We start from the raw sequence: 22,922 nt of genomic DNA, 5'->3' as shown, positions 1-22,922 counted from the left end.
CCTCGTTTCAACCTCTCTTATTTGTATATGATTGAAGAAGGAAAATCATGTATCCGTATCTAGTTATGAACTCTCTTCGTTCCAAGTGTAGATACAAAGCGAACAAATGCTGAACGACCACTATCATCACGCTTAAACACTCCAGCATGGTGCAATATTTCTAAAAAGACTTGTCCAAGCTCTTGACGTAATAGTTGCTCAAAAGAAGCCTCATTGTCAAAGCCAAATTGATGTTTTATTTTATCTACCCATTTTAAATGCTTTGTAATCTCACCAGTTGCATTAACTGTTTCACCACGTTCTTTAGCACCTATATATGTGACAACTTGTTGCAGTTCATCCTTCAATCGTCCCGGTAATACCGCTAACCCCATCACTTCAATGAGCCCGATATTTTCTTTCTTAATATGATGAACATGCTGGTGAGGATGGAATAAGCCATCAGGATGTTCATCTGTTGTTTGATTGTTTCTTAAAACTAGATCTAATTCAAACTTTCCCCCTCGCATCCGGGAGATTGGAGTAATCGTATTATGTGGTGTACCATCTGTTTGTGCAACTATGTTAGCCTTACGATCCTCATATACACGCCAAGCTTCTAAAATATCATAGGCAACGTTTGCTAACTCTTCCTTATTCGTTGCCTGTAACCGTAGCACAGACATCGGCCATTTCACGATCCCTGCTTGTACTGATGGGAAACGTTCAAAAGAAAACATTTCTTCCATTTCCGCCTTAGCCATTGGAAAATCATGAGCTCCCCCTTGGAAATGATCATGGCTTAATATCGAGCCTCCGACAATAGGCAAATCTGCATTAGAGCCTAAGAAATAATGTGGAAACTGATCAACAAAATCAAGAAGACGTTTAAACGTTAAATGAGTAATTTTCATTGGCTCATGCTTTTCCTTTAAGACAATAGCATGCTCATTATAATAAACATACGGCGAGAATTGAATGTGCCATCTCTCGTCATTTAGCGTAACAGGGATTGTTCGTAAATTTTGCCTTGCCGGATGGTTGATACGACCTTTATAGCCTACGTTTTCTACACAAAGTAAACATTTAGGATAGTTAACACTTTCCAACCCTTTCGCAGCAGCAATCGCCTTAGGGTCCTTTTCCGGTTTGGATAAATTAATTGTAATTTCAAGCTGTCCATAGTCCGTATCAGCATACCAATGCTCATTCTTTGCAATGCGGTCCGTTCGAATATAATGGACATCCTTAGATAACTGATATAAATAACGCGTTGCCGCTTCAGAACTTTCCTTCTTATATTTCCAAAAAAACGTATCAATCACTTCAGAAGGTCGCTTCGTTAACATACCCATTAGTTGTGTATCGAGTAAATCACGATATACAACTGAATTAGATTCGAGTACACCCTCTTTTGCAGACCAATCTAATATACTTGTGAGAATGGTCACTGGTGTATCTAGCTCCTCTTCATCAACCTTTACTTCTTCAACCGTATCTAAAGACAAAACCGCTAACAGTTGGTTACGTGTCCAAATGACGTCCTCTTTCTCTATTAATTTTTTTTTCAATCCGTATTGAACTAATCGTTCAATATCATGATAAATACTCATCGCTCACGCATCCTTTCATAGTCTTAGTATCGGATACTCACCCTCAGTTTACACTAAACGAGAAAGTTAGTAAATTTATTTAATAAAGTTTTTATAAATTCATATCATATTATCTTCATCGATGATTTATGATCCATACAAGCAAACATAAAGTATAGATTCATGACACAACTGTATGAGCTTTCCACTAAGTAAAAAAAGCCTGCAAAGAAACACTCTCTGCAAGCACGCCATGTTAAACAAGTGATTGGACTTTAGCCATCACATCTGCTTTTAACGTTTTTAACGCCTGTTGACTTTCATCCAACGAACTCTTGTTTACACCAAAATAAAATTTCACTTTTGGCTCCGTACCAGAAGGACGAATACAGAACCATGATCCATCCGCAAGTTTATATTTTAATACATTTGACTTAGGCAACGTAATAGCCGCCTTTTCATTTGTCTCTAGTTCCATCACAATACTCGCTTCGTAATCTTCAACTGATACTACCGCATGACCGCCCATCATCTTTGGTGGTTCATGACGGAACTTCGCTAATATATGTTGAATCTTTTCAACTCCGGCTTTCCCTTTAAGTGTTAAAGACTCTAACCCTTCCTGATAGAATCCATATTTAGAGAAAATTTCTAACAACCCATCATATAATGTCATTTGACGTGTTTTATAATAGGTAGCTAACTCTGCTGCAAATAAACAAGCCTGAACAGCATCTTTGTCACGTACAAAATCTCCAATTAAATACCCGTAACTTTCTTCATAACCAAACAAAAATTGATGTTGCCCCGTTTCTTGATACTGTTTAATTTTTTCACCAATAAACTTAAAGCCTGTTAACGTATCAATCGTTGTTAAATTAAAACGATCTGCAATGGCTCGACCAATTTCAGAAGTTACAATGGTTTTTAACACCGCACCATTTTCAGGAAGTATATGCTGATGTTCCTTTTGTGTTAGCAAATAATCAAGCATTAGAGCGCCTGTTTGATTTCCAGTTAAAACAACATATTGATCTTCACTGTTTTTAACAGCCACACCAACACGATCTCCGTCTGGGTCTGTCGCTAATAGTACATCAGCCTGTTCTTTTTCACCTAACTCCATTGCTAGCTTAAATGCCGCATGCTCCTCAGGATTAGGCGAGCTCACCGTTGAAAAGTCAGGATCAGGGAGTTCTTGCTCAGGAACAACTGTAAGGTTCGTAAATCCGTTACTTTCCAACGCACGGCGAACTGGGATGTTGGCAGCCCCATGTAATGGTGTGAAAATAATTTTCACATTTTGGCCTTCTTCTTCAACCATTTCTTTTTGGACTAGAATCGACGCTAACGCTTCGTTGTAAGCTTCATCAATTTCCTCAGAAACTATTTTCAACAGCTGATTACCCTTTAGTTCCATTTCGTCAGCAACAGGAATCTCTAATTCATTTTCAACAGAATTTACGTATTGTACAAGCTCTTCAGCTGGTCCAGGAGGAAGCTGTCCTCCATCGTCTCCATACACTTTAAAGCCATTATATTCAGGAGGGTTATGACTTGCTGTTATCACAACACCACCAGCTGCCTTTAAATATCTCACAGCAAATGAGAGCTCCGGGGTCGGGCGTAATTCATGAAATAAATAGGATTGAATTCCATGGTTTCCTAACGTCAATGCCGTTTCTAATGCAAATTCCTTCGATTTATGTCTAGAATCAAATGCAATCGCTACACCACGTTCTTTTGCTTCCTGTCCTTGATTTTCTATGTAACGAGCCAGTCCCTCTGCCGCTCGACGAATCGTATAAGTATTCATGCGGTTCGTACCTGGGCCAATTTCTCCACGCATGCCGCCTGTTCCAAACTCTAAATTCTTATAAAAGCTGTCTTCAAGAACTTCTTCATTGCCGCTTAACTGTTCAAGTAATTGTTTAAGTTCTTCCTCTAATGCTGAATGCTTTGCCCATTTCTCATATTGTGTGCGCCAATTCATCTTCATTCCCCCTCAACAATTTCATTTCCGTTATCCATCGCTTATTATACCATTATCTTACTGACTACAAATACTTGCACTTAAAAAACTATCTATGTTTTTTATTAGTGTAAGGTACCTCCTAAAATGTCGCAATATACTCACTCATTATATAGAAAAGAGTTACCTCAGTAATACTTCTTTCTGAGGCAACTCTTACAATCATTATGATTTAAATCCATTTGGATGGGCTTGATGCCAGCTCCACGCATGTGAAATGATTTCCTTTAATGCAGGGTACGTTGGCCGCCACCCTAATTCTTCCTTCGCCAATTCAGATGAAGCAATTAAGGTAGCTGGATCACCAGCGCGTCTCGGAGCTACTTGTGCCGGAATGTCATGACCTGTTACATTTCGGCAAGTGTCAATGACTTCTTTCACAGTAAAGCCTGCACCGTTCCCTAAATTATAAATCGCACTTTCATCCTTTTTACGTAATGATTGTACAGCCAAATAATGAGCTTGAGCAAGGTCGAGCACATGAATATAATCACGTACACAGCTTCCATCCTTCGTGTCATAACCCTCACCAAAGATTTGTACATGCTCCCGCTGATTCAGCGCAACCTGTAGCACAATTGGTATAAGATGAGACTCAGGAGTATGATCCTCACCAATTTGACCTTTCGGATCAGCTCCAGCCGCATTAAAATAGCGTAAGCAAACCGATTTTAAACCATATGCTTGATCACACCACTTTAGCATTCGTTCAATTGCTAGCTTCGTTTCTCCATATGGATTTGTCGGGACCGTCGGATCTGATTCTTTTATCGGAATCGAGACAGGTTCTCCGTAAGTTGCCGCAGTTGAAGAGAATACGATTCGAGAAACATCATGCTCCTGCATTTTCTTCACTAGCTTATACGTGCCTAGTACGTTATTCTCATAGTACTTTAATGGATTACCGACACTTTCTCCAACTAATGAATATGCCGCAAAATGAATAACAGAATCAAACGTATGTTTTGAGAAAATGTCATCTAAGATCCGTTCGTCCTCGATTGAGCCCTCATAAAAAGTAGCACCTAATGTCGCTTCCTCGTGTCCTGTTTCTAAACTATCTAGAATCACGACTTCTTCCCCTTGGTCGCGTAAATATAAGACCGTATGACTGCCTATATATCCAGCTCCACCAACAACTAAAATAGCCATAGAACTTTCCCCCCTTCTTTTGCTTAAACCTCTGTCACTCCATTACCTGCTTCGCAAATGTAAAATGATGGTTCTAACCCCGTTTTTGCATGATACGTTTTTGCCACTTGCTCTTTAAACGATTCAACTTGTTCAGCGGCTACAATACTAACAGAGCATCCACCAAAACCAGCACCTGTCATTCTCGTCCCAATACAACCTTCAACAACATGTTGTGAATCATAAAGGGCATCTAACGCTTCTCCTGTCACTTCATAATCATCCCGTAATGAAACATGAGATTCTAACATACGCTTTCCAAACCGATTCAAATCACCTGACTCGAGCGCTGCCTTAGCATCTTCTGTACGAGCATTTTCTGTTACGACATGCTTCACCCGACGATAAAGCAAATCATTTTCTAAAAACGTCTCAATTGAAGCTAGGTCACCGACATGGGCATCACTTAACGTTTTCCATTCCGGTCGATGCTGTTGAATGATCGCAAGAGCCTCTTCACACTCTGCTCGTCGCTCATTGTATTTCGAATCAGCTAATCCTCTTCGTTTATTCGTATTCGTAATGACAATTTTATTTTCACCTAGCTCAAGAGGTACGTCATGTGCCTCCATCGTATTCGTATTTAAATAAATCGCGTGTTTTTCCTTACATAAACCAACCGCATATTGATCCATTATGCCACTGTTAACACCAATATAATGATTTTCCATCCTTTGACACAATTTAGCAAGCTCGACTCTTGATAACGAAACATGAAATAATTCGCTCAAGCCGTAAGCTGTTACCATACCGATAGACGCTGAAGATGATAATCCTGCTCCATTTGGAATTGTACCGTGATACACGACATCAATCCCTTTTAAGGAATCACTTAATTTCACTAATTCATTTATAATCCCTTTAGGGTAATTCCCCCAATCATCCTCATCTTTATAGGCAAGATCATCTAATGAGAATGTAATCTTTTGATCGAAGTTTGTACTTACTAATGTACACATTCGATCTGTGCGGGGACGAATCGTCATAAATGTCCCAATTGTTAATGCTGTCGGGAATACAAAACCTCCATTGTAATCCGTATGTTCACCGATTAAATTCACTCTTCCAGGAGCAAAGAATGTGCGTGCGTGCTGTGACTTATTTGAGAACTCATGAAAAAAGCGATCTTTTACTAATTGAATGTCCATCGTTTACCTCCATTAACCTATTTTCAAAGTTAATTAATTAAATTTATTAAGTATTATATCATAGGTTTGGTTAAGAAACAGCACTATTTCTTGAGAAAATTTGTTTTAATACGATCGTAACAGCTCCAATAACTGTTCCATTATCTCCTAAATGGGATAATACAATTTCAGTATTTCGAGCTTGCTCAGTTAATGCCTTCGTTTGAACGACTTTTTTTAATGGTTCAAGTATAAAATCACCCGCCTTCGAAACACCACCACCAATAATCACTTTTTCAGGATTCATAAAATGAATACTATTAATGATGCCGATACCTAAGTAAGTCCCTGTCTCTTCTAAAAGCTCAATCGCCAATTCATCTCCAGCCATTGCGCATTCATGAATCACTTTTCCACTTAAGTTATTTTTCATTAGAATCGACGTTCGTCCACTCTCGAGTGCTTCTAATGCTCGTTGCTGTAGCGCTTCACTACTTGCTATTGTTTGTAAGCAGCCGTAACTTCCGCATTGACACCTCTTCCCATACATATCAACAACAGTATGACCAATTTCCCCCGCAGTACCATAGTGTCCATAAAATAACTCGTTATTTAAAATAATCCCTGCACCTATCCCTGTTCCGACATTCATACATAGAACATGATCAATATCTTTCCCATTTCCGAACCAGGATTCTCCTAAAGCGAGTGCTCTTGCGTCATTTTCAACATAGGTCGTTATTTCAAAATGCCCCTCTAGCTCCTGTTTAATGGGGATATTCGCTAAATTGAAATTAGGAGCGTACAGAGCTATTCCGTTTGTATGGTCCACAATTCCATGCATCCCTACACCTATTCCGATAATTTTCTCTTCCGGGCATGAGGAGTGTGATAGAACATCAGTAATTACTTCTTTTAGTACCTTAAGAAATGTTTGTTCATTCATTCCCTTTGGTAATGCATGTGTTACTTGATGCTCGATTGTGGCATCCAAATCAGTGAGTACAGCTCTAATTGAACGACCGCCTACATCTATTCCAATAATGTATGAATGCTTTGCTTCTATTGTAAGAAGAATTGGTTTTCTCCCACCTTTTGACTTACCAATCGCGCTCTCCTTCACGATCCCTGACTCCAATAGTTCAGATACGATGTTCGTGACTGTTGGAGGAGTTAACTTTGTTTGTTTTGCAATATCTGCACGTGAGATTGGACCATATTCACGAATAATCGTTAAAATAACCGATCGATTCAAGGACTTCATTAATTGAAAGCTACCTGTTATATGCGTACGAGTCATATTCATCCCTCATTTCTATTCCTAACTAGTACTATGAAAAGTATATCGTCTCTTATAGAAAGTGACAATCGGTTATTCGATAGCGCTTCTGTACAAGCTCATAAAAAATATAGAAGATTTAACTGAACTTGAATATCCATATATGTTAGAGTAGAGGTAATTCAGTGAAAAATTGAAACCAATGTCTTTTACTGGGCGTATATTCTACTAACAAAGAAAAGGAGTTGTTAAGATGACTGAAATATTATGGTTAAGCATTATTGGTATTATTCTGTCTATCCTATTAATTATAGGGATTGTTGTATTTATTATTTTTAAGCTGCGATATAAGACGGCAAGTACAAACCAGGCTCTCATCATTACAGGGCCAAACCTCGGAAATCCAGATGAGGATTCACGAATTTTCGTTGATGAAAATGGTAGAAGTATGAAGATTATTCGTGGTGGAGGTGTGAGACTTAAACTCTTTCAAACTTGTACACCGGTTGATTTAAATTCCTTTCAAATTAAATTAACAACACCGAAAGTCTATACCTCCCAAGGAGTGCCTGTCATTGCTGATGCGGTCACTTCTGTAAAAATTGCCGATTCCCTTATCGGAGTAGCCAATTACGCAGAGCAATTTCTCGGAAAGAAGCAAAAAGAAATTGAAGATGAGGTTTCGAAAGTATTAGGTACCAACCTTCGTGCGATATTATCAAAATTGAGTGTCACAGAAATTAATAATGATCGGGAATCATTTAATCATCAAGTTCAAGATATTGCTCAAGAAGAGCTCGACAATATGGGCTTTAAAATCACTTCATTTGGTTTAGATGATTTAAGAGATACAGATGAAGAAAATGGATACTTAGAAAACCTCGGACGCCCACGAATAGCTGAAATACGCAAAAAAGCGGAAATGGCCGAATCTGATGCTGAAAAGGAAACAAGAATTTACCGAGCGAAAAATGATCAAGAGGCACAAGATGAAGAAAACCGCCGTCAAACAGCTATTGCCGAATCTCGTAAAGAAAAAGATGTAAAGGAAGCACAAATTAAAGAAGAAACAGAGCGTGCCCGAGCAAAGTCAGAGCAATCCTACGAGTTAGAGAAAGCTAAGCTTGCTCAACAAGTGAAAGAAGAAGAAATGCAAATTCAATACATCGAACGACAGCGCCAAGTTCAATTGCAAGTTGAGGAACAAAAACGCCGTAAAGCTCTCGCTGATGCAGATGCTTATGATATTAAAGCAAAAGCAGAAGCAGAAGCAGAGAAAGCTAGAATTGATGGGGAAACAAAAGCGACCATTGAAAAACAAAAGGGGCTTGCAGAGGCTGAAGTTATTCGTGAGCGAGGTCGTGCGGAAGCAGAAGCTAAAGAACTTATGGCTCAAGCAATGGAGAAGTTTGGAGAAGCGGCAATTCTCGAAATGTTTATCCAAGTCCTTCCGAAATATGCACATGAAATTGCCAAACCTTTATCACAAATTGACGAAATGAAAGTATTTGATTTTGGTGGATCAGATTCAAATGGCGGAGCATCAAAAATTACTAATAATGTAACGAAAACAATGCTAGGTCTACAAGAAAGCTTAAAAGAAACGACTGGAATGGACCTTAAAGAAATGTTAGAAACTTACGTCTCAAGAGGTCGAAATCAGTTATTTGAAGAGATCAAAGAAACTGCTAGTACAACTGAACATTCTAATCTCGATCAAACTGCTGACTACGAGGAAAAGGAAATGTCCAATCTAGAAAAACAGCGAGAAGAAAACGTAGATTCCTAACATATAAATGGAGCGTTATGTTAGCTATTACAGGAATTTTAAGCAACTTTAAGCAACTTCATGAAAATGAAGTACCGATACCACCTGTAATGAGCTTTACATAGCGCTCTTTTAAGTCCGATTTGATCGCATCTCCGCTATTGACTTCTAATGATTTCTAGTTTTAAATCAGGTGGTAATGGCTGCCCTAGATGAAATAAGTCAGCTGGATCACGACGATTACGTGCCGCTATCTCGCCTTCAACTGAAAGAAACACTTGATTTTGATAAACATCCCTACCCTTTTTTGCATGGACAAGAGCAACCCACTGACCTGGAACCGAAAAGATCACGTCAGCTTCATATAATCCTTCACCTATTGAATGGAACGTCCTCTCAATTTGATGAACAGTATCTGGTCGATCAAAAACGACCGAAACCTCAGCACCTTCAATTGGTTCATTTCGCTCATCAACAATATAAAGGTGAATCGTTGATATGTTACCTGTATAATAGACATCCTCACTAATCGTCGTTACATTCCAATGGTCAATAAGCTTTTCATTAGGAAAAAGAACGATCAGAAATATAGCAAACCCAATTAAACAAACGATCCCAGCTACGACCACTGGCCATTCAAAGGACGTTTTTGTCGCAATTCTCATCTCTAACCTCCTTGCTGTCATATTCATCATTTCCAGCAAGAAGAAAACTTAAACAAAAAGAATATAGAAATGCGACTTTTAAAAACACTTTATTTTTCCCTTTTTATTAATCTGCTTTTTTATCGGCATAGGAAATTAATTAAATCGTTATTTCTGACGGTATTCAATCGAAAATATATCATGTCTACGATCTTTCAATTGTCTCACACTACCGGCTCGGCGATTTCTTCTTAATATTTCTAAATCAACATCACCTACAACAACCGTTTCAATATTCGGCTGGCACTCTCCGACAATTCCGTCACGAGCAAATGCAAAATCAGATGGGCTAAAGATCCCTGATTGTGCATATTGAATATCCATATTTTCTACATCAGTTAAGTTGCCCACTGTCCCGGACAAAACGGTATATACTTGGTTTTCAATCGCACGCGCTTGTGAACAGTACCGAACGCGTAAGTACCCTTGACGATCATCCGTACAAAATGGTGTGAAAATGATGTTTGCTCCTCGATCTACTGCAATACGCCCAAGTTCCGGAAACTCAATATCATAACAAATTTGTATCGCTATTTTTCCACAATCTGTATCAAAGACATTTACCTTGTCTCCACCTGAAATACCCCAAAAACGCTTTTCGTTCGGAGTAATGTGAAGCTTGTATTGCTTTTCAATCGTCCCATCTCTTCTAAACAGATATGAAATATTGAAGATTTTCCCTTCTTCTTCAACAAAGTGTGAACCACCAATAATATTTACATTGTATTTAACAGCTAAATTCGTAAACAAGTCTAAATAATCTTCAGTAAATTCAGTTAAGCGACGAATTGCCAAGCTCGGACTTTTTTCAGGTAGAAAGGACAATAGCTGTAATGTGAAAATTTCAGGAAATACAGCAAAATCAGACTGAAAGCTTGCCGCAACATCTGTATAGTACTCACATTGAATAGCGAAGTCTTCAAATGATGATATTTTTTTCATTTCATATTGAATCGTTGTAATTCGTACTGGAAAGGATGTCTTAAATTGACGTTTAGGCATCGTCGCACGATAATCAATATTATTCCATTCCATTAATGTCGCATTACGAAGGGATGCTTTATCGTCATGTAAATAATTTGGATTGACCCGCTTTAACGTAAAACCGTTCATCACCTGGAACGTCAAAACAGGGTCATAAATGTTATGCATCATCACTTCTTCCACATACTGTCTAGGCGTTAATTCTTTAGCGTACTTGTAATAATTCGGTATACGCCCCCCAATAATGATACTTTTTAAATTTAATTCTCTCGCCAAATCTTTTCGAGCCTCGTACAACCTCCTACCTATTTTCATTCGACGGTAATCAGGATGGACCATTACTTCAATACCATATAAATTATAGCCTTCAGGATCATGATTTGTAATGTATCCTTTGTCAGTAATCTCATTCCACGTGTGTTGGTCATCATACTCATCAAAGTTAATAATTAAGCTTGAGCATGAACCAATAATAATGCCATCATATTCAACACAAAATTGCCCTTCAGGAAAGTGCTCTAAATGGCTCTGCAAATGTTCTATTTTCCATGGCTCCATATTACGAAAGCACAATTTTTGCATTTCGATTATTTCTAAAAAATCACCTTCACGTATATTACGAAGAATCATTTTCTTTTCATATTTAGATACATCAATTTTGGACACGATGTCACTCCCTTAAATTACAACATTCATCAACTACCTATTTATTATAAGAAATATTCCTCATAATAACATACATTATATTGAAAGGTATATTGTACATTTACTTCTGCGATAAATTCTGATTTATAAAAAAAACCACCTTATAGGCGGTTTTATTACTCTTCCTTAACAGCGATATGCACTTTAATTGCTCCAATACTAGTAGTGAATGGAATTGTAACAAATGGTAATTTAGAATGAAATCTAGAATCTCCTTCATTGACTATCGGCGTTGTTACATCAATTGTACAGGCTTCCTTTGAAAGTTCGGTAGCAGTTGTCCCTGCTACCCAATTACCAAATTCTTGAACAGCACTCCAACCCATGTCATCAAGTTCTTGGATTTCCATACCACCCATCATCGTACCTACTATTTTCTTTGCTGTTTCTCCTGAAAACGTTACAATAATTTGACCTGTAAGTTCCCCTTTTATTCCTAGTATTACAGCCACATTGTTTGATGGAATTGATCCAGTACCTGCACTTGGTCTTTCTTGATTAATCTCTAAGCCAAAGTGATTTGTTAATATCTCTTTCGTCGCTCTACTTATTGCATTAACATGATTAACATTCACGTAACATTCCCCCAAAAGCACCACGACAACACACATGTCGAATAGTGACAGATAATTATTATGAAAGTTGTCGTTCCTTGTCGTTTTCACGAATAGCATACCATTGTTCACGTGCCATTTCTACTATTTTTTTCTCTTCGTGTTTATTTTTATGTTCAACAACCTTTGCTAAATATTTCAATGCATCTTCTGTATGTTCAACTCTTCTAGCAATTTCTCCAATCATGTATAACATCTTAATATCTGTCATCGTTGTACCATCGTAATCAGCTTCCAAATAAGACGCTTTGTACTTTTCTAACGCCTTCAACAAAAAACGCCTTTCTTCTTGTTCATCTTTTCTCATTCGACAAAGCCACCCTAATCTTAAACATAAACTTGCCATAACAATTGTTTTTTCCTTCTTTACCATCCCACTAATAACTGCCAATTTTGTAGCTTTAATAGCATCTACCACATGTCGTTCTTGTCCAAAATCTTGTACTGACCAACCTCTTAACTGTTCTTTAATGACATTTAGAGAATCACTATTAATGCTAGAAGAAAATGTATCCATAAAGGCAAATCCACAATTAGGACATACGATAGCCTCATATAGTAAAGGATGAATACTAGAGTCTTTATACTCAGTAAAAAAATCAGTATGAATATTTTCTACTTTCAAAAAACGAGTGCGCACTCGTTTAGTCGAGTGTTTATGAGCACATATTTGACAAACACTCTCTTTATCATATAACGGTGTCAGCATTTCATTCAATTTTATCACCTAGTCTATTTGTCTTTCTTTTATTTTAGTTCAAAAGTACCTATTATACTAGAGGGAAATGGAATTTTTCTTATACCTAAATAATCTGTCCTTCGTAAACTCTCATCTTATGTATTCTAGCACCACATTCCAAGAAAAAATTATGCAATAAATTCTTCAGCAGTAATACTAGCAACTAAATCATAAAACGGCTTAAACTTTTTCTTATTTCGAAAATTTAATGTTTGATACATGTAATTTTTTATGTCGACAGCTCCCAAATTTCCCGCCATTAACGTCTGGATGATCTGGCTTAGGAACTCAATAAGCAAAATTAAACTATCCCAATCCATCTATACAAAGTCACTTACTGTATGACGTATGATTGACGAAGTTTGTCTAATAACTCTATATTTGACCAATAATGATTATTTTTGATTTTGTTGATCAATGTCGGAATAATTGGAATAAAAATACTCTAAATGACATTCGAATTATGATATTATAATAGTACGATCAATTACCGTTCATTTCTTGAATTCATGCCCCTTTAAAAAAACAGAAATTAAGAAAAGGCAAACTTGTTGAAAGGCAAGGACGCAAAGCCACAGGTCTACGGAACCAAACTATGACGGCTGGGCTACCGATAAAGATGGAGGAATCTTGATGTTTGTATTACCCCTGGAGAATATTAAGGAAATTGATCAAGAGTGGGAACAATTAATGAAAGAGGCAAAGGAAATAGGGTTATCCCCCGAAGAAGTTCGCTTATTTCTTAAACAAGGCAGCAAACATTCTCTAACCGTACAAATGATACAACAATCAAACTCATTAGCTTAACTCGCTAGAGACAAAGTCTCCTCCGGAGGCTTTGTCAAACTCACCGCTGTTTTACTTCCTCCATCCATTCATATTTTTTCACTATGAGCCTTTTCTACTTCAATACAAAAAAGCCCGAACGGAGGACGCCCTCCATCCGAACTATGAGGTCATTTAAAAAGTTTGGTTTCTAACTTTTCCTGTCCCCTTTAAGCAATGTGCAAAACCATTGTCTGTTTTGAATAGATTGATATGAGTGAAGCCATTGCTAGTCAATTCAAAGGTACTGAAAATGTTGATTTGTACTTTTAAAGTGGCCTCAACTATATTATTAAGGAATCGCTTGCTTTTGGTTTTGTAATAGATGTCTAAATACTCCTTTTTCTTCTTCTGCCAATTTAGCATACTCACCTGACTGTATGATATGGCCATGTTCTAGTACAATCACTTGATCCGCATCACGTATCGTTGATAAACGATGAGCAATAACAATAATCGTCATACTTCCTTGTAAATGACGTAATGCCTCTTGAATCTTCTTCTCATTCTCTGAATCTAAGGCACTTGTTGCTTCATCCAAAATGAGAATAGTAGGCTTTCTTAAAATCGCGCGAGCTAAGACTAAACGTTGCCTTTCCCCTCCTGATAGCTTCATCCCACGATCACCAATTATCGTATCTAATTGGTTTGGTAACATTTTGACGAAATCAGCTGCCATTGAAAACTCTAACGCTTCCCACATCTCTTGTTCAGTAGCATGTGGAGCTACTAGCATTAAATTCTCCCGGATCGTTTCATTAAACAAAAAAGGTTCTTGTGGTACATAACTAATCGATTGTCGTAAATCCATTAATCGTTTTTCCGTTAATGGTAATCCATCTACCAAAACCTGCCCCTTTTGTGGTTTATTTAAGCCCATAAACAGATCAATCAAGGTGCTTTTACCTGCTCCAGAACGACCAACGACAGCTGTCATTTTATTAGCGGGTATTCGTACAGAAATGTTATGAAGTGCGTATATATTCGATTCACTTTCTCCTTCATCATTATATGAAAAATACACATTTTTACACTCAATATGATTATGAACATTAAGCCGAGTTCCTTTATCAAACTTGTGAAATTCCTTCAATTCTTCACACTCATGTTGAATGGCTTTCACGACTTCAAAAGCAGGTACCGTATTAGCAATCTGCTCCATAGATGCTTGAATATCTGTAACACGAGGCCACAGTCTAGAGAAAATCACAATAACAAGTAATAATTGTCCTCCTTGTGAATGAAACAAGTTAATCGAAAAAAAAATAAACATAGCCATTAAGCAGGCAGATGCGATTTTATAATACATTTGAGATGTAGCTTGTAATTTCGTATAGTTAACCTGCTCTTCTTTCATCTTCTTTGTAACCGAATCATACCAACTTAATCTATTTAGCTCTAGTGTGTTACTTTTAATATCTTTAATTCCATTTATTTGATCTGTTACACCAGCTAAATACGCCTTACTTAATTCATGATTACGACTTCCTAATCTCATTGAATTCGATAAAAACTTACGAGAAAAAAACAACAGTAGTAATCCACTTAAGAGTACAAACCCCGTAATAGTAGGTGATAACCAAAAAGCAATACTAATTTGAATCAGCGTAAAAATAAAAGACGAGACAAATTGTAAAAAGGTAAATGTTCCTGCTCCAACTTTCGTAATTTCATTTGTAAGTATATTTATTAAATCAGATTTTCTTTTTTTTACAAAAAATGCCCATTTCGCTTGAAGAATTAAACGATACGTTTCAAATCGTAAATATCGATAAAAACCGTTTGTGATTTCAGTATTCTTAACCGTTATGTAACGTTGTAAAACATTTTGAGCTATAACAATCATAACAAAAAGAAGTAAAATGATTGGAAGTCCGATCGATGACGGTATTTGTTCAAATGGTTCAAATAAAAAAGCAATTCTTGCAATCTCGCCTTGTAAAGGTAAAATTCCACTCATACTAATCATTGGAATTAACAATAGAATGCCAATACCCTCTAATAAGCTTATACATGACATCGCCATTAAGTTGACATAGAGCCCTTTACCACTATAAGAATGGATCTGTTTCACAAAATATATGATGGAGTTCATTTTTTCCCCCTTAAATACTCGCTACTCTTCGTGTTTTCCTCCATACCCATAGAAATGGACGCAATAGAAAATATAAATAATGTAATTTCCTTGGAAGCTTTAACGTTCGAGCATCTTCTGGGTAAGGGTATAGATAACCCATCATTACGACACACTTTTTCTTAAACGACATTAAGGAAAATAAGTAACGACGATTGTATACAGAGATTTCACGTGGTAGCGGTTCACTATGGGGATCAACTAAATCCTCTAAATAGTAGAGAACTGTCCTTGAAAGTCTTTCTGCTTTTCTATTCATCAAATGAGTGAGCTTCTCAGGAATCTTTGTACGAAACATTTCAGAAGTTAAAAATAGTGCCTGACCTGCAACTGCAGGATGATAGTATTGCTTAATATGAGCACACACTAACTCCCAATTAAGATCCATATGTAACATGTGATGAATATCTAACAACCAGCGTAGCCGAAACCAGCCATGTCTTGCACCATGTATAATAAGAAACACAAATAAATCTTCATACCCTAAACAATATACATGCCCATTTAACTGGCTATGTAGCCTTTTATTTGCCCAAAGTGTATTGAAGCTTATTTCCTTTCCAGGACCGGGATGTAACCTCCAATGAACTTCAAATTTCATACCACTTTCCTCATGCTTGTATACAGTGTGGTGCTGTCGCCATTTCCAATCATTTAAAATGGTCGGCAGTGGTTCCTCCCTAATAAATCCCTCCTCTTTAAGAAGCTGATCCATTTTAGATAATTCATTAATTGGTACTAATGCATCTAGATCTGAGGATGTCCTAAGAGATAGATCACCATATAATTCGGCTAGTATAGGGCCTTTCAAAAAAAGAACATGTAACTTTTGCTGAAAAAATCGAACACTCAACCTTTCCATTTCTGATGTGAAGTACAACATTTTAAACGTATTCGCTTGATACCTTTCTTCTAAAGCTGCCATAATTGTTTTCGGAAAATCTACATTACTACGCTTAATAATAGGATATAGCACTGGGTATAAACGATGATGAATCGCATAGTTCAAAAACCGATCCCAATTCCATTGTTTTTTTTTTGTATGCACCATATCAATATCCGTTTGATTCCTCACACATTTCAACAAATACCTACATTCTAACGATAATTTTTCTTCTAACCGATACTCGCTTCTCATACTCCTCTCCTACTCTCTTTTGCTATTATTTGCTTAGAAAAGGTTTGAACAACTGTATATCTCTCCATTTCATCAGCTCCAGATACATAGTAAGAGCCACTACGAAGCCATGCATGTGCAGCCATTTGCCCTTGTTTTTCTTTCATAACTCCTAAATACAGAGTACTCGAAACACGACGCCGCTCTAACATTTTCATCGCTGCTATCGCTTGAACGAGACATTTACTTTCCCAAAATGTATAACGACTCATCACTTCAATAGCTAATGCGATATCATCAACTAATTGATTCGTCTCTTTAGAGTGACAAAAGGCAGACTCAGCATGTTGTTCTCCTAACCATTTAGAAACCGTCGCAAAGGGAAGGAGCTTTAAGGTACGTGCAATAGCTAAGAAGGTAAAAGCTTCAATGAATAGCAGCTTCCTATGAAAGTCTAGTTTCATAAAGGTGTTTAATGCCTGGAACAATTTACTCTCCCCTTTCTTTCTTACACCCCTTTAGAATGAAGGACAATTAAATCTTCTTTCAATAGTTTTTCAATAAACTGAATGACGTGCCTTTCACATAGTTCTTCTGTTACGTCATATTGTTCATGTAGCTTCATGACGACCTGTCCAATAGTCGTTGGTGATTCAATTAATTCCCATATATCTCCACCAACTGATCCTAAATTATAATACTTCCCCTTAGCTATATTTAACATCACCTTTTCACCATCCATATCACTTACGACGTTTCCTTTTGCTTGCACAACCTGATCTTCATTAGACAAAACGCTTTTCGCTTTCATAGCAATCCTCCTTCACTATCATACGTTCCATTTCTTTCATTATTATAGGTGCAGTGAACTCATTTTCTGGTCTCTCTATTCGAAATACACGAACATTCCTTAGAAGTCTACTTATCATCGTAAAATGCCACTCTAATAACCCTAATGGTTCAAGTAAATATTGACGGTACGTATGTTCCCCTAATAGACGAAAGCGGTCTAAGCTTTCTACTTCAGAAAGCCTCACTTTACCATTCTTTTTCATTGTTAATTCAAATACACCTGCAAGGCTTTGTGGTTCTGTATGGAAATATTCATGTACAGGGACAGCATATTTTGTCTCTTTTGCAAAAATAGAAGAATAACGGTCTGATTTCTCACCAAAATAATCAAGGCTTTTCTGCCAAAGCTTCTGTTGTGGGTATGCTGGTGATACAATTGGGACATTGTCTTCATCCAAAGAAACAGCTATGACATCATCACTTAATAACCGGTAGCCTTGTTTAATGAGTGCCGATGCCAAAGTCGACTTCCCAGCTCCCGAATCACCCACAATTGCGTAAACCTGACCATTTATCAAAATAGCACTACCATGTAGTGGGAGGATATTTCTTTGCATCAAGATAATTCCCATACATGTCCCCAAAAGAAACAAACGCACTTTACGTTCATCAGCCATAACTTCTGGAGACACGACAATTGTATGCCCTCCTTTAACTAAATACGTGGCTGTATGATCAATCTTAAACATAACAATTCCTTTTGTAATGACGAGATTACATTCCTTTTCATGTCTCTCCCACTCATTTGTTAAATCACTGACTTTAATTGTTACATCAGCTTTTTTGGCCTCCTCGGCATGAATAAGCTCAGGCAACGGCCACTCACTTTCTATTTGTAAACCAAATGCAAATGCATAGTAATTCTCTTTTGGTTGATTGTACATAATACCTCCTATAATTTGATGGTGGAGGTCAACGAGTTGCTGACCTCCATTAAGTATAAAATTATGAGCAGTCCTCTACACCATCATTTTTCTTACCTGGTCTTTTCCCTTTTCCACTCATTGTCATTGCTACTTCTAGCACTTCCAATGTAGGCTCTTGCCATACCTTTTTCATATTCTCACCTCCTTTCAAGTCGTTTTACATATAAATCGATAAACAATATATGCTTTCATTAGTAAGTCGTATTCATCTGTAATTATGTTATTGTCATTATTTTCAAGCTTTTTAATCGCTTCTTTTAAAGCAGGAATATGAAAGACAGATTGTGAAATAGAATCATTGACCATTGCTTTTAAATCAGCTATAAATGCTTGCCAATGCCGTCTTAAACGAAAAACGCTATCATTCCCTTGAACACCTCTAATCGTTTGATTTAAACGGATTGATTCAGGTAAATATCCTTTTGTTGCTCTTCTTACTAATGCTCTGTCTAACCCCTTCTGAATAAACTGATCATATGGAAGAGAGAGACAAAAGCGAACAACTCTTAAATCATTCGTAGGATCACGATCAGCTATCTGATACCGTAGTGATACTTTAGCTGAAAATGTGTTCGTTCGATTCCAGAATGAAAGCTGATCAAAATGAAATTGTCGAAGCTGCTCTGCTGTACGGTTTCTATTAAATTGCTTTTGGAAATGCGTTAGCTTTTCAAACACATTTGTCTCTTTGGCCAACTGTGGATGAACAAGATTTTCATCTATTAATGACGTGGTTCGCCCTCTAGATTGCCATTTGTGCTTTAATTCTCCTAAAGTTGCTAGACGCCGAATACCTACCCTTCGACTATATTGGTGAATTTCCCTCATCATCAAGAGCCATTTTAAGTTTTTGAAAAGAGCCATTTGATATTCTAATGCATCCCCAAATGAAATCGTCCAATTCCCACGTAATCCATTTAACATGACATTAACATTTTGCGAGCTTGCTATTTTATAAATACTGTGTAACCAATGGGCATTTAAATGATATTTATAAGGCATTTCTAGTGTCTCTAAGCAGTCATCTAATTCAGTGTACGAATTCATCCATTCATCTCTTAAAAAATTCGGCTTCATATTCCCAGAAAACCGAACAATGTCATAAACCATTTTCGTTTCATCAGCTACTAGACTCTCAGGAAGGTCAGGTTGGTAGTTAGGAGCAGGTGCATAACTATAAGTATGTAGCAGTTGATTTTTGTTTTTTAAGTTTTTAGCAGCAAAGCTGGCAACCGCACTTGAATCTAACCCCCCACTTAAATGCGCACCTACTTGTTTGGTTGTTCTAAGGCGTGACTTAATCGCTTGATCAAAAACATCTTGAAACGCTTCTATATATTCTTCATTTGATTGTAGCTTCAACTTTCCCTCGTTTGGTAATACAGAAAAACGTGTAAATGAAACGCCTGCTTCATTAACAGTAATCGTATGCGATGGTGGTACTTGCATAATTCCGTTATAAACCGTTTCATGTAGATCAGTTGAATCCAGTGTCGTAGATAGTGCAAGGAATTCTGCTAGCCACTTATCATTTAAGCGTTTCTTAGTAGATTGTTGTGTAATGAGAGGCTTCAATGCTGAACAAAAGGTAATTTTGTTTCCTTCACGGTAATAATAAAGCGTTCGTGCCCCGGAAAAATCCCTTGCACCAAACAACTCGTTTTTTCGACCATCCCATATAAGGAAAGCAAAATCACCAACAATCTGTGATACAACCTTTTCTCCCCATTTCTCATAAGCCAATAGGATTAAAATAGAATCGCTTAGATGATCTCGATCTTTATTGGCAATGGCTAACTTATCACACAATTCATCACGATTATCAACGATCGCATCTGCCGTAATCGCTAATTGACGATCAGTATCAAAGTAAGGTATTACGTTGTCAACTGATTCTTGAGTGATCCATTGATTGTGACAGCTAAGGAAAATTCCTTGTTTTGACCAAACATGAACGGTATCGGCACGATAGGGTATTTTATGAAGCAACTGATGCTGTTCCTCATCACTTATAGGATCTTGATAACAATCAAATATAGCTGCAATAGCACTCATATTACCCCCTTACCTTTCACCCTTCTGTTCTAAATAAAGAACGAATTTCCCTAAAAAATTTATACCTAAACGTTCTTTTTACAGGTATAAATTTATTTCTTTTGTTCTTTATAAAGAATTTATCATTCTTTCTATTTGCTGTCAATAGTCTTTTCTATTATTTCTTACTTTTTCTGTCTAAGTTAATCTTCTTATATACGAAAGGCCAAATTCCATTAAAAATTCATTCGTGACTCTCTCTAATATACAAATACGTATTTGTATATTGATTATTAGAAATCTCAACCGACTGGCCTTTAAACGCTTGCCTACTTATATCAATTCCTGGAGTATTCATATTTGAAATCAATTGATTTCCTATTAAAAGCACATCTGTTTCACTCACATCACTTGGTGGAAGAATTTCAATTAAACTGACCTCTCTCGTTAACGCGTTAGCCTCTATTTGATTATTTTGTACTGATATTTTATTAGTAGCGTGTACCTTAATGGCTTCACCATTCCCTTTGATGAATAGATCCGTATTGTGAATCCTCACCTCAGACTGAGGATGGTCAATTACAATCGCTCTACCATTCGTTGTTATGGAGCAATGTTCAAAATGATAGTATCCATTAAGGTTAATATGAATTTCACCATCTCCACTAGTCCCTGCTTCTAATTGACAGTCTACATACTTCCCACGTGGTAAATCAATCCCATAATACCCATTGTAACCAATGACTGATAACCGTTCGAATATACTACCATCACGGACATTTCCACTCATATTCCTTAATTCACCTTCACCTATTATTGTCACATCTTGTAAATGGATCGGTTCTCCATTTATAACTAACCCTTGCCCTTCTTGCTCATGTTTCATTTTAATATTCTTTCCCTTAATCCCATAAGGAGTATAACTATTAAACACAAGCTGAGAATTCTCTAATTCAAAACCATCAATCAAAATCTCTGGCCCCGTGAAAAGTGCCATTGAATTGTACATTCGATTTTGATAAAAATCGGCATAATGACTGGCATGAAGACTTGATCCATCAAACACATTCTTTTGTATCACTGCCTCTGAAAAAGGTGGTGAAATAGCCAGACCAATTGCCCCAGTCGAACCAAAATAATTATGTTCAACGACAGCGTTACGGCCATCAAACAAAATTAAATCATAACCAGCATTACTATGAAAGTCATTCTCCCTTATAACGACATCATGATTTGGAAAGAAACCTGCTTCCACGTCTATACCAGATTGCGGAGCTATTCCGTTCATATTGTGAAGAATATTTTGATAAATCTCGATCCCATCAACACCTCCAACTGTAATCCCTTGGCGACGATTATAAGCAAATTCGGAATCATAAATTCGAATATTTTCTGAAATGGTTTTCACATACAGCTCTACACTAAATGTTGACAACTCCTCTTGTTCAAAGACAATATGAACATAATTGGCTTCCTCTGGTACTTTTGTTAAGCTCCAATTAAGTTCATGGTTGCGTTCCTTGTATAGAAACACACCTTCTTGATCGTAAAAATAAAGGTGTGCTACCTCATCATTTAATAGACCTACGGGACGTGCAAGCTGGATTGTTCTTTCCGAGTCTAGAATTTCATGATCTAAATTAAACCAATTCTTCGTTCTAATTTCAGCCTCACCTTTTACCTTTTCTCCCTGCTCATTGAACGCACCGAATTCAAAATCACTTTCTTTAAAGTGTCCGATCATAGTTGCTTTACCGCCAACAGCAAGACCGTCTCCCGTGAATTGCTCTGCCTTCACGTTGGCAACTGTGACATTCTTTGCACCTTCCATTAAAATCCCGTATCCACTCTCATGTGTACCTGCAGAATGCTCATGATCTTTACTTGAATAGTCATGCTTATCACGTTCACCGACAAAGGTACCACCTTTAATGGTGACATTTTCAACTAATGGACCAATATATAACAGTTCATATCTTTCAAATCCATTTTCTTCTTTCTGAATAATAACTTCATCCTCCAACAATAGTGTCATATGACTGACCATATTAATTCTGCCTGCTGGATCGTAGGGCTCTTTTGCCTGAATGGTATAAACACCGTTTGGTACTTTTACTGTTGAATAACCTTGTTCTTGAGCCCACTTAAGAGCTTCATTTATTCCAACAGTCGTTGCTTCTGGGTTTGATCCATCATCATAAATATTCCAAACATCTAATTCTAGTACGTATATATCTTCATGGTTCTCTTCAATCGTCTCCTCTTTTATACAGCCACAACTAATAAGTACCACTATGAACATAACAGCGACAAGAATCGG

19 protein-coding genes, 1 pseudogene and 1 riboswitch are annotated in these 22,922 nt (G+C 37.1%); of the genes and pseudogenes, 2 read left to right on the top strand and 18 right to left on the bottom strand.

Going from position 1 to position 22,922, the window contains the following annotated elements:
• Positions 1-59: 59 nt before the first annotated feature.
• The 5 genes from galT to ACERJO_RS12110 all read right to left on the bottom strand — a co-directional run bounded on the left by galT (position 60) and on the right by ACERJO_RS12110 (position 7,221).
• Entirely contained in the window at positions 60-1,592 is a 1,533-nt protein-coding gene (galT, locus tag ACERJO_RS12130) for a UDP-glucose--hexose-1-phosphate uridylyltransferase (protein ID WP_373647642.1), read from the bottom strand.
• Between the two features lie 235 nt (positions 1,593-1,827).
• Positions 1,828-3,564: a phospho-sugar mutase gene (locus ACERJO_RS12125; RefSeq protein ID WP_247103169.1), complete on the bottom strand. Its 1,737-nt coding sequence runs from the start codon at positions 3,562-3,564 to the stop codon at positions 1,828-1,830.
• A 204-nt stretch (positions 3,565-3,768) separates the two neighbouring features.
• On the bottom strand, positions 3,769-4,755 hold the full coding sequence (gene galE / locus ACERJO_RS12120) for a UDP-glucose 4-epimerase GalE (RefSeq protein ID WP_373647641.1): 987 nt from the start codon (positions 4,753-4,755) through the stop codon (positions 3,769-3,771).
• A 23-nt stretch (positions 4,756-4,778) separates the two neighbouring features.
• Complete coding sequence (locus tag ACERJO_RS12115; RefSeq protein WP_247103173.1) at positions 4,779-5,942, bottom strand: galactokinase; 1,164 nt, start codon at positions 5,940-5,942, stop codon at positions 4,779-4,781.
• Between the two features lie 70 nt (positions 5,943-6,012).
• Positions 6,013-7,221 carry an ROK family transcriptional regulator gene (locus tag ACERJO_RS12110; protein ID WP_373647639.1) on the bottom strand — a complete coding sequence of 403 codons (1,209 nt, stop codon included), beginning with the start codon at positions 7,219-7,221 and terminating at the stop codon, positions 6,013-6,015.
• Between the two features lie 232 nt (positions 7,222-7,453).
• Between ACERJO_RS12110 and ACERJO_RS12105 the strand changes: the two genes are divergently transcribed.
• Entirely contained in the window at positions 7,454-8,989 is a 1,536-nt protein-coding gene (locus ACERJO_RS12105; protein WP_247103194.1) for a flotillin family protein, read from the top strand.
• Between the two features lie 137 nt (positions 8,990-9,126).
• On the opposite strand, the gene ACERJO_RS12100 is transcribed toward ACERJO_RS12105, so the two are convergent.
• From ACERJO_RS12100 to ACERJO_RS12080, 5 genes and pseudogenes are all read right to left on the bottom strand, one after another.
• Complete coding sequence (locus ACERJO_RS12100; protein WP_247103196.1) at positions 9,127-9,633, bottom strand: FixH family protein; 507 nt, start codon at positions 9,631-9,633, stop codon at positions 9,127-9,129.
• 147 nt (positions 9,634-9,780) lie between these two features.
• Complete coding sequence (locus ACERJO_RS12095; protein WP_373647653.1) at positions 9,781-11,286, bottom strand: GNAT family N-acetyltransferase; 1,506 nt, start codon at positions 11,284-11,286, stop codon at positions 9,781-9,783.
• A gap of 191 nt (positions 11,287-11,477) precedes the next feature.
• Entirely contained in the window at positions 11,478-11,936 is a 459-nt protein-coding gene (locus ACERJO_RS12090; RefSeq protein WP_247103201.1) for a chemotaxis protein CheX, read from the bottom strand.
• A 58-nt stretch (positions 11,937-11,994) separates the two neighbouring features.
• Positions 11,995-12,684 carry a DUF2225 domain-containing protein gene (locus ACERJO_RS12085; RefSeq protein WP_247103704.1) on the bottom strand — a complete coding sequence of 230 codons (690 nt, stop codon included), beginning with the start codon at positions 12,682-12,684 and terminating at the stop codon, positions 11,995-11,997.
• 167 nt (positions 12,685-12,851) lie between these two features.
• Positions 12,852-12,944, bottom strand: a pseudogene (locus tag ACERJO_RS12080) (manganese catalase family protein); the annotation flags it as partial.
• A 301-nt stretch (positions 12,945-13,245) separates the two neighbouring features.
• Positions 13,246-13,329: riboswitch (cyclic di-GMP riboswitch) on the top strand.
• 18 nt (positions 13,330-13,347) lie between these two features.
• Between ACERJO_RS12080 and ACERJO_RS12075 the strand changes: the two are divergent.
• Complete coding sequence (locus tag ACERJO_RS12075; protein ID WP_247103203.1) at positions 13,348-13,521, top strand: anti-repressor SinI family protein; 174 nt, start codon at positions 13,348-13,350, stop codon at positions 13,519-13,521.
• A 310-nt stretch (positions 13,522-13,831) separates the two neighbouring features.
• Here ACERJO_RS12075 and ACERJO_RS12070 read toward each other — a convergent pair whose 3' ends face one another.
• From ACERJO_RS12070 to ACERJO_RS12035, 8 genes are all read right to left on the bottom strand, one after another.
• Positions 13,832-15,634, bottom strand: a complete 1,803-nt coding sequence (locus tag ACERJO_RS12070; RefSeq protein WP_373647638.1) for an ABC transporter ATP-binding protein — start codon at positions 15,632-15,634, stop codon at positions 13,832-13,834.
• A gap of 10 nt (positions 15,635-15,644) precedes the next feature.
• Positions 15,645-16,811: a nucleotidyltransferase domain-containing protein gene (locus ACERJO_RS12065; RefSeq protein ID WP_373647636.1), complete on the bottom strand. Its 1,167-nt coding sequence runs from the start codon at positions 16,809-16,811 to the stop codon at positions 15,645-15,647.
• The gene (locus ACERJO_RS12060) at positions 16,808-17,278 is read right to left on the bottom strand and encodes a lasso peptide biosynthesis B2 protein (protein ID WP_373647635.1); all 471 of its coding nucleotides are present in this window, start codon (positions 17,276-17,278) and stop codon (positions 16,808-16,810) included. The genes ACERJO_RS12065 and ACERJO_RS12060 overlap by 4 nt, the downstream gene beginning before the upstream one ends.
• A gap of 20 nt (positions 17,279-17,298) precedes the next feature.
• Positions 17,299-17,601, bottom strand: a complete 303-nt coding sequence (locus ACERJO_RS12055) for a lasso peptide biosynthesis PqqD family chaperone (protein WP_252120636.1) — start codon at positions 17,599-17,601, stop codon at positions 17,299-17,301.
• Entirely contained in the window at positions 17,576-18,526 is a 951-nt protein-coding gene (locus ACERJO_RS12050) for an HPr kinase/phosphorylase (RefSeq protein ID WP_373647634.1), read from the bottom strand. The genes ACERJO_RS12055 and ACERJO_RS12050 overlap by 26 nt, the downstream gene beginning before the upstream one ends.
• A gap of 61 nt (positions 18,527-18,587) precedes the next feature.
• Positions 18,588-18,701, bottom strand: coding sequence for a paeninodin family lasso peptide (locus tag ACERJO_RS12045; protein WP_247103220.1), 114 nt, complete (start codon positions 18,699-18,701; stop codon positions 18,588-18,590).
• A 14-nt stretch (positions 18,702-18,715) separates the two neighbouring features.
• Entirely contained in the window at positions 18,716-20,623 is a 1,908-nt protein-coding gene (locus ACERJO_RS12040; RefSeq protein WP_373647633.1) for an asparagine synthase-related protein, read from the bottom strand.
• A 223-nt stretch (positions 20,624-20,846) separates the two neighbouring features.
• Entirely contained in the window at positions 20,847-22,904 is a 2,058-nt protein-coding gene (locus ACERJO_RS12035; protein ID WP_373647632.1) for a right-handed parallel beta-helix repeat-containing protein, read from the bottom strand.
• Positions 22,905-22,922: the final 18 nt, after the last annotated feature.

Source organism: Halalkalibacter sp. AB-rgal2 (assembly GCF_041821005.1).
GTDB lineage: Bacteria > Bacillota > Bacilli > Bacillales > Bacillaceae_D > Halalkalibacter.
The sequence above is the reverse complement of the archived record's forward strand: the minus strand, read 5'-3'. Positions and strand labels throughout refer to the sequence as shown.

What these genes read in the sequence shown, in the direction of transcription:
- ACERJO_RS12110 (WP_373647639.1), bottom strand. Translation starts at nt 7,221, where the DNA reads ATGACTCGTACGCATATAACAGGTAGCTTTCAATTAATGAAGTCCTTG.
- ACERJO_RS12045 (WP_247103220.1), bottom strand. Translation starts at nt 18,701, where the DNA reads ATGAAAAAGGTATGGCAAGAGCCTACATTGGAAGTGCTAGAAGTAGCA.
- ACERJO_RS12065 (WP_373647636.1), bottom strand. Translation starts at nt 16,811, where the DNA reads ATGAGAAGCGAGTATCGGTTAGAAGAAAAATTATCGTTAGAATGTAGG.
- ACERJO_RS12115 (WP_247103173.1), bottom strand. Translation starts at nt 5,942, where the DNA reads ATGGACATTCAATTAGTAAAAGATCGCTTTTTTCATGAGTTCTCAAAT.
- ACERJO_RS12055 (WP_252120636.1), bottom strand. Translation starts at nt 17,601, where the DNA reads ATGAAAGCGAAAAGCGTTTTGTCTAATGAAGATCAGGTTGTGCAAGCA.
- galE (WP_373647641.1), bottom strand. Translation starts at nt 4,755, where the DNA reads ATGGCTATTTTAGTTGTTGGTGGAGCTGGATATATAGGCAGTCATACG.
- ACERJO_RS12070 (WP_373647638.1), bottom strand. Translation starts at nt 15,634, where the DNA reads ATGAACTCCATCATATATTTTGTGAAACAGATCCATTCTTATAGTGGT.
- ACERJO_RS12050 (WP_373647634.1), bottom strand. Translation starts at nt 18,526, where the DNA reads ATGTACAATCAACCAAAAGAGAATTACTATGCATTTGCATTTGGTTTA.
- ACERJO_RS12105 (WP_247103194.1), top strand. Translation starts at nt 7,454, where the DNA reads ATGACTGAAATATTATGGTTAAGCATTATTGGTATTATTCTGTCTATC.
- ACERJO_RS12095 (WP_373647653.1), bottom strand. Translation starts at nt 11,286, where the DNA reads ATGATTCTTCGTAATATACGTGAAGGTGATTTTTTAGAAATAATCGAA.
- galT (WP_373647642.1), bottom strand. Translation starts at nt 1,592, where the DNA reads ATGAGTATTTATCATGATATTGAACGATTAGTTCAATACGGATTGAAA.
- ACERJO_RS12075 (WP_247103203.1), top strand. Translation starts at nt 13,348, where the DNA reads ATGTTTGTATTACCCCTGGAGAATATTAAGGAAATTGATCAAGAGTGG.
- ACERJO_RS12125 (WP_247103169.1), bottom strand. Translation starts at nt 3,564, where the DNA reads ATGAATTGGCGCACACAATATGAGAAATGGGCAAAGCATTCAGCATTA.
- ACERJO_RS12035 (WP_373647632.1), bottom strand. Translation starts at nt 22,904, where the DNA reads ATGTTCATAGTGGTACTTATTAGTTGTGGCTGTATAAAAGAGGAGACG.
- ACERJO_RS12085 (WP_247103704.1), bottom strand. Translation starts at nt 12,684, where the DNA reads ATGCTGACACCGTTATATGATAAAGAGAGTGTTTGTCAAATATGTGCT.
- ACERJO_RS12100 (WP_247103196.1), bottom strand. Translation starts at nt 9,633, where the DNA reads ATGAGAATTGCGACAAAAACGTCCTTTGAATGGCCAGTGGTCGTAGCT.
- ACERJO_RS12040 (WP_373647633.1), bottom strand. Translation starts at nt 20,623, where the DNA reads ATGAGTGCTATTGCAGCTATATTTGATTGTTATCAAGATCCTATAAGT.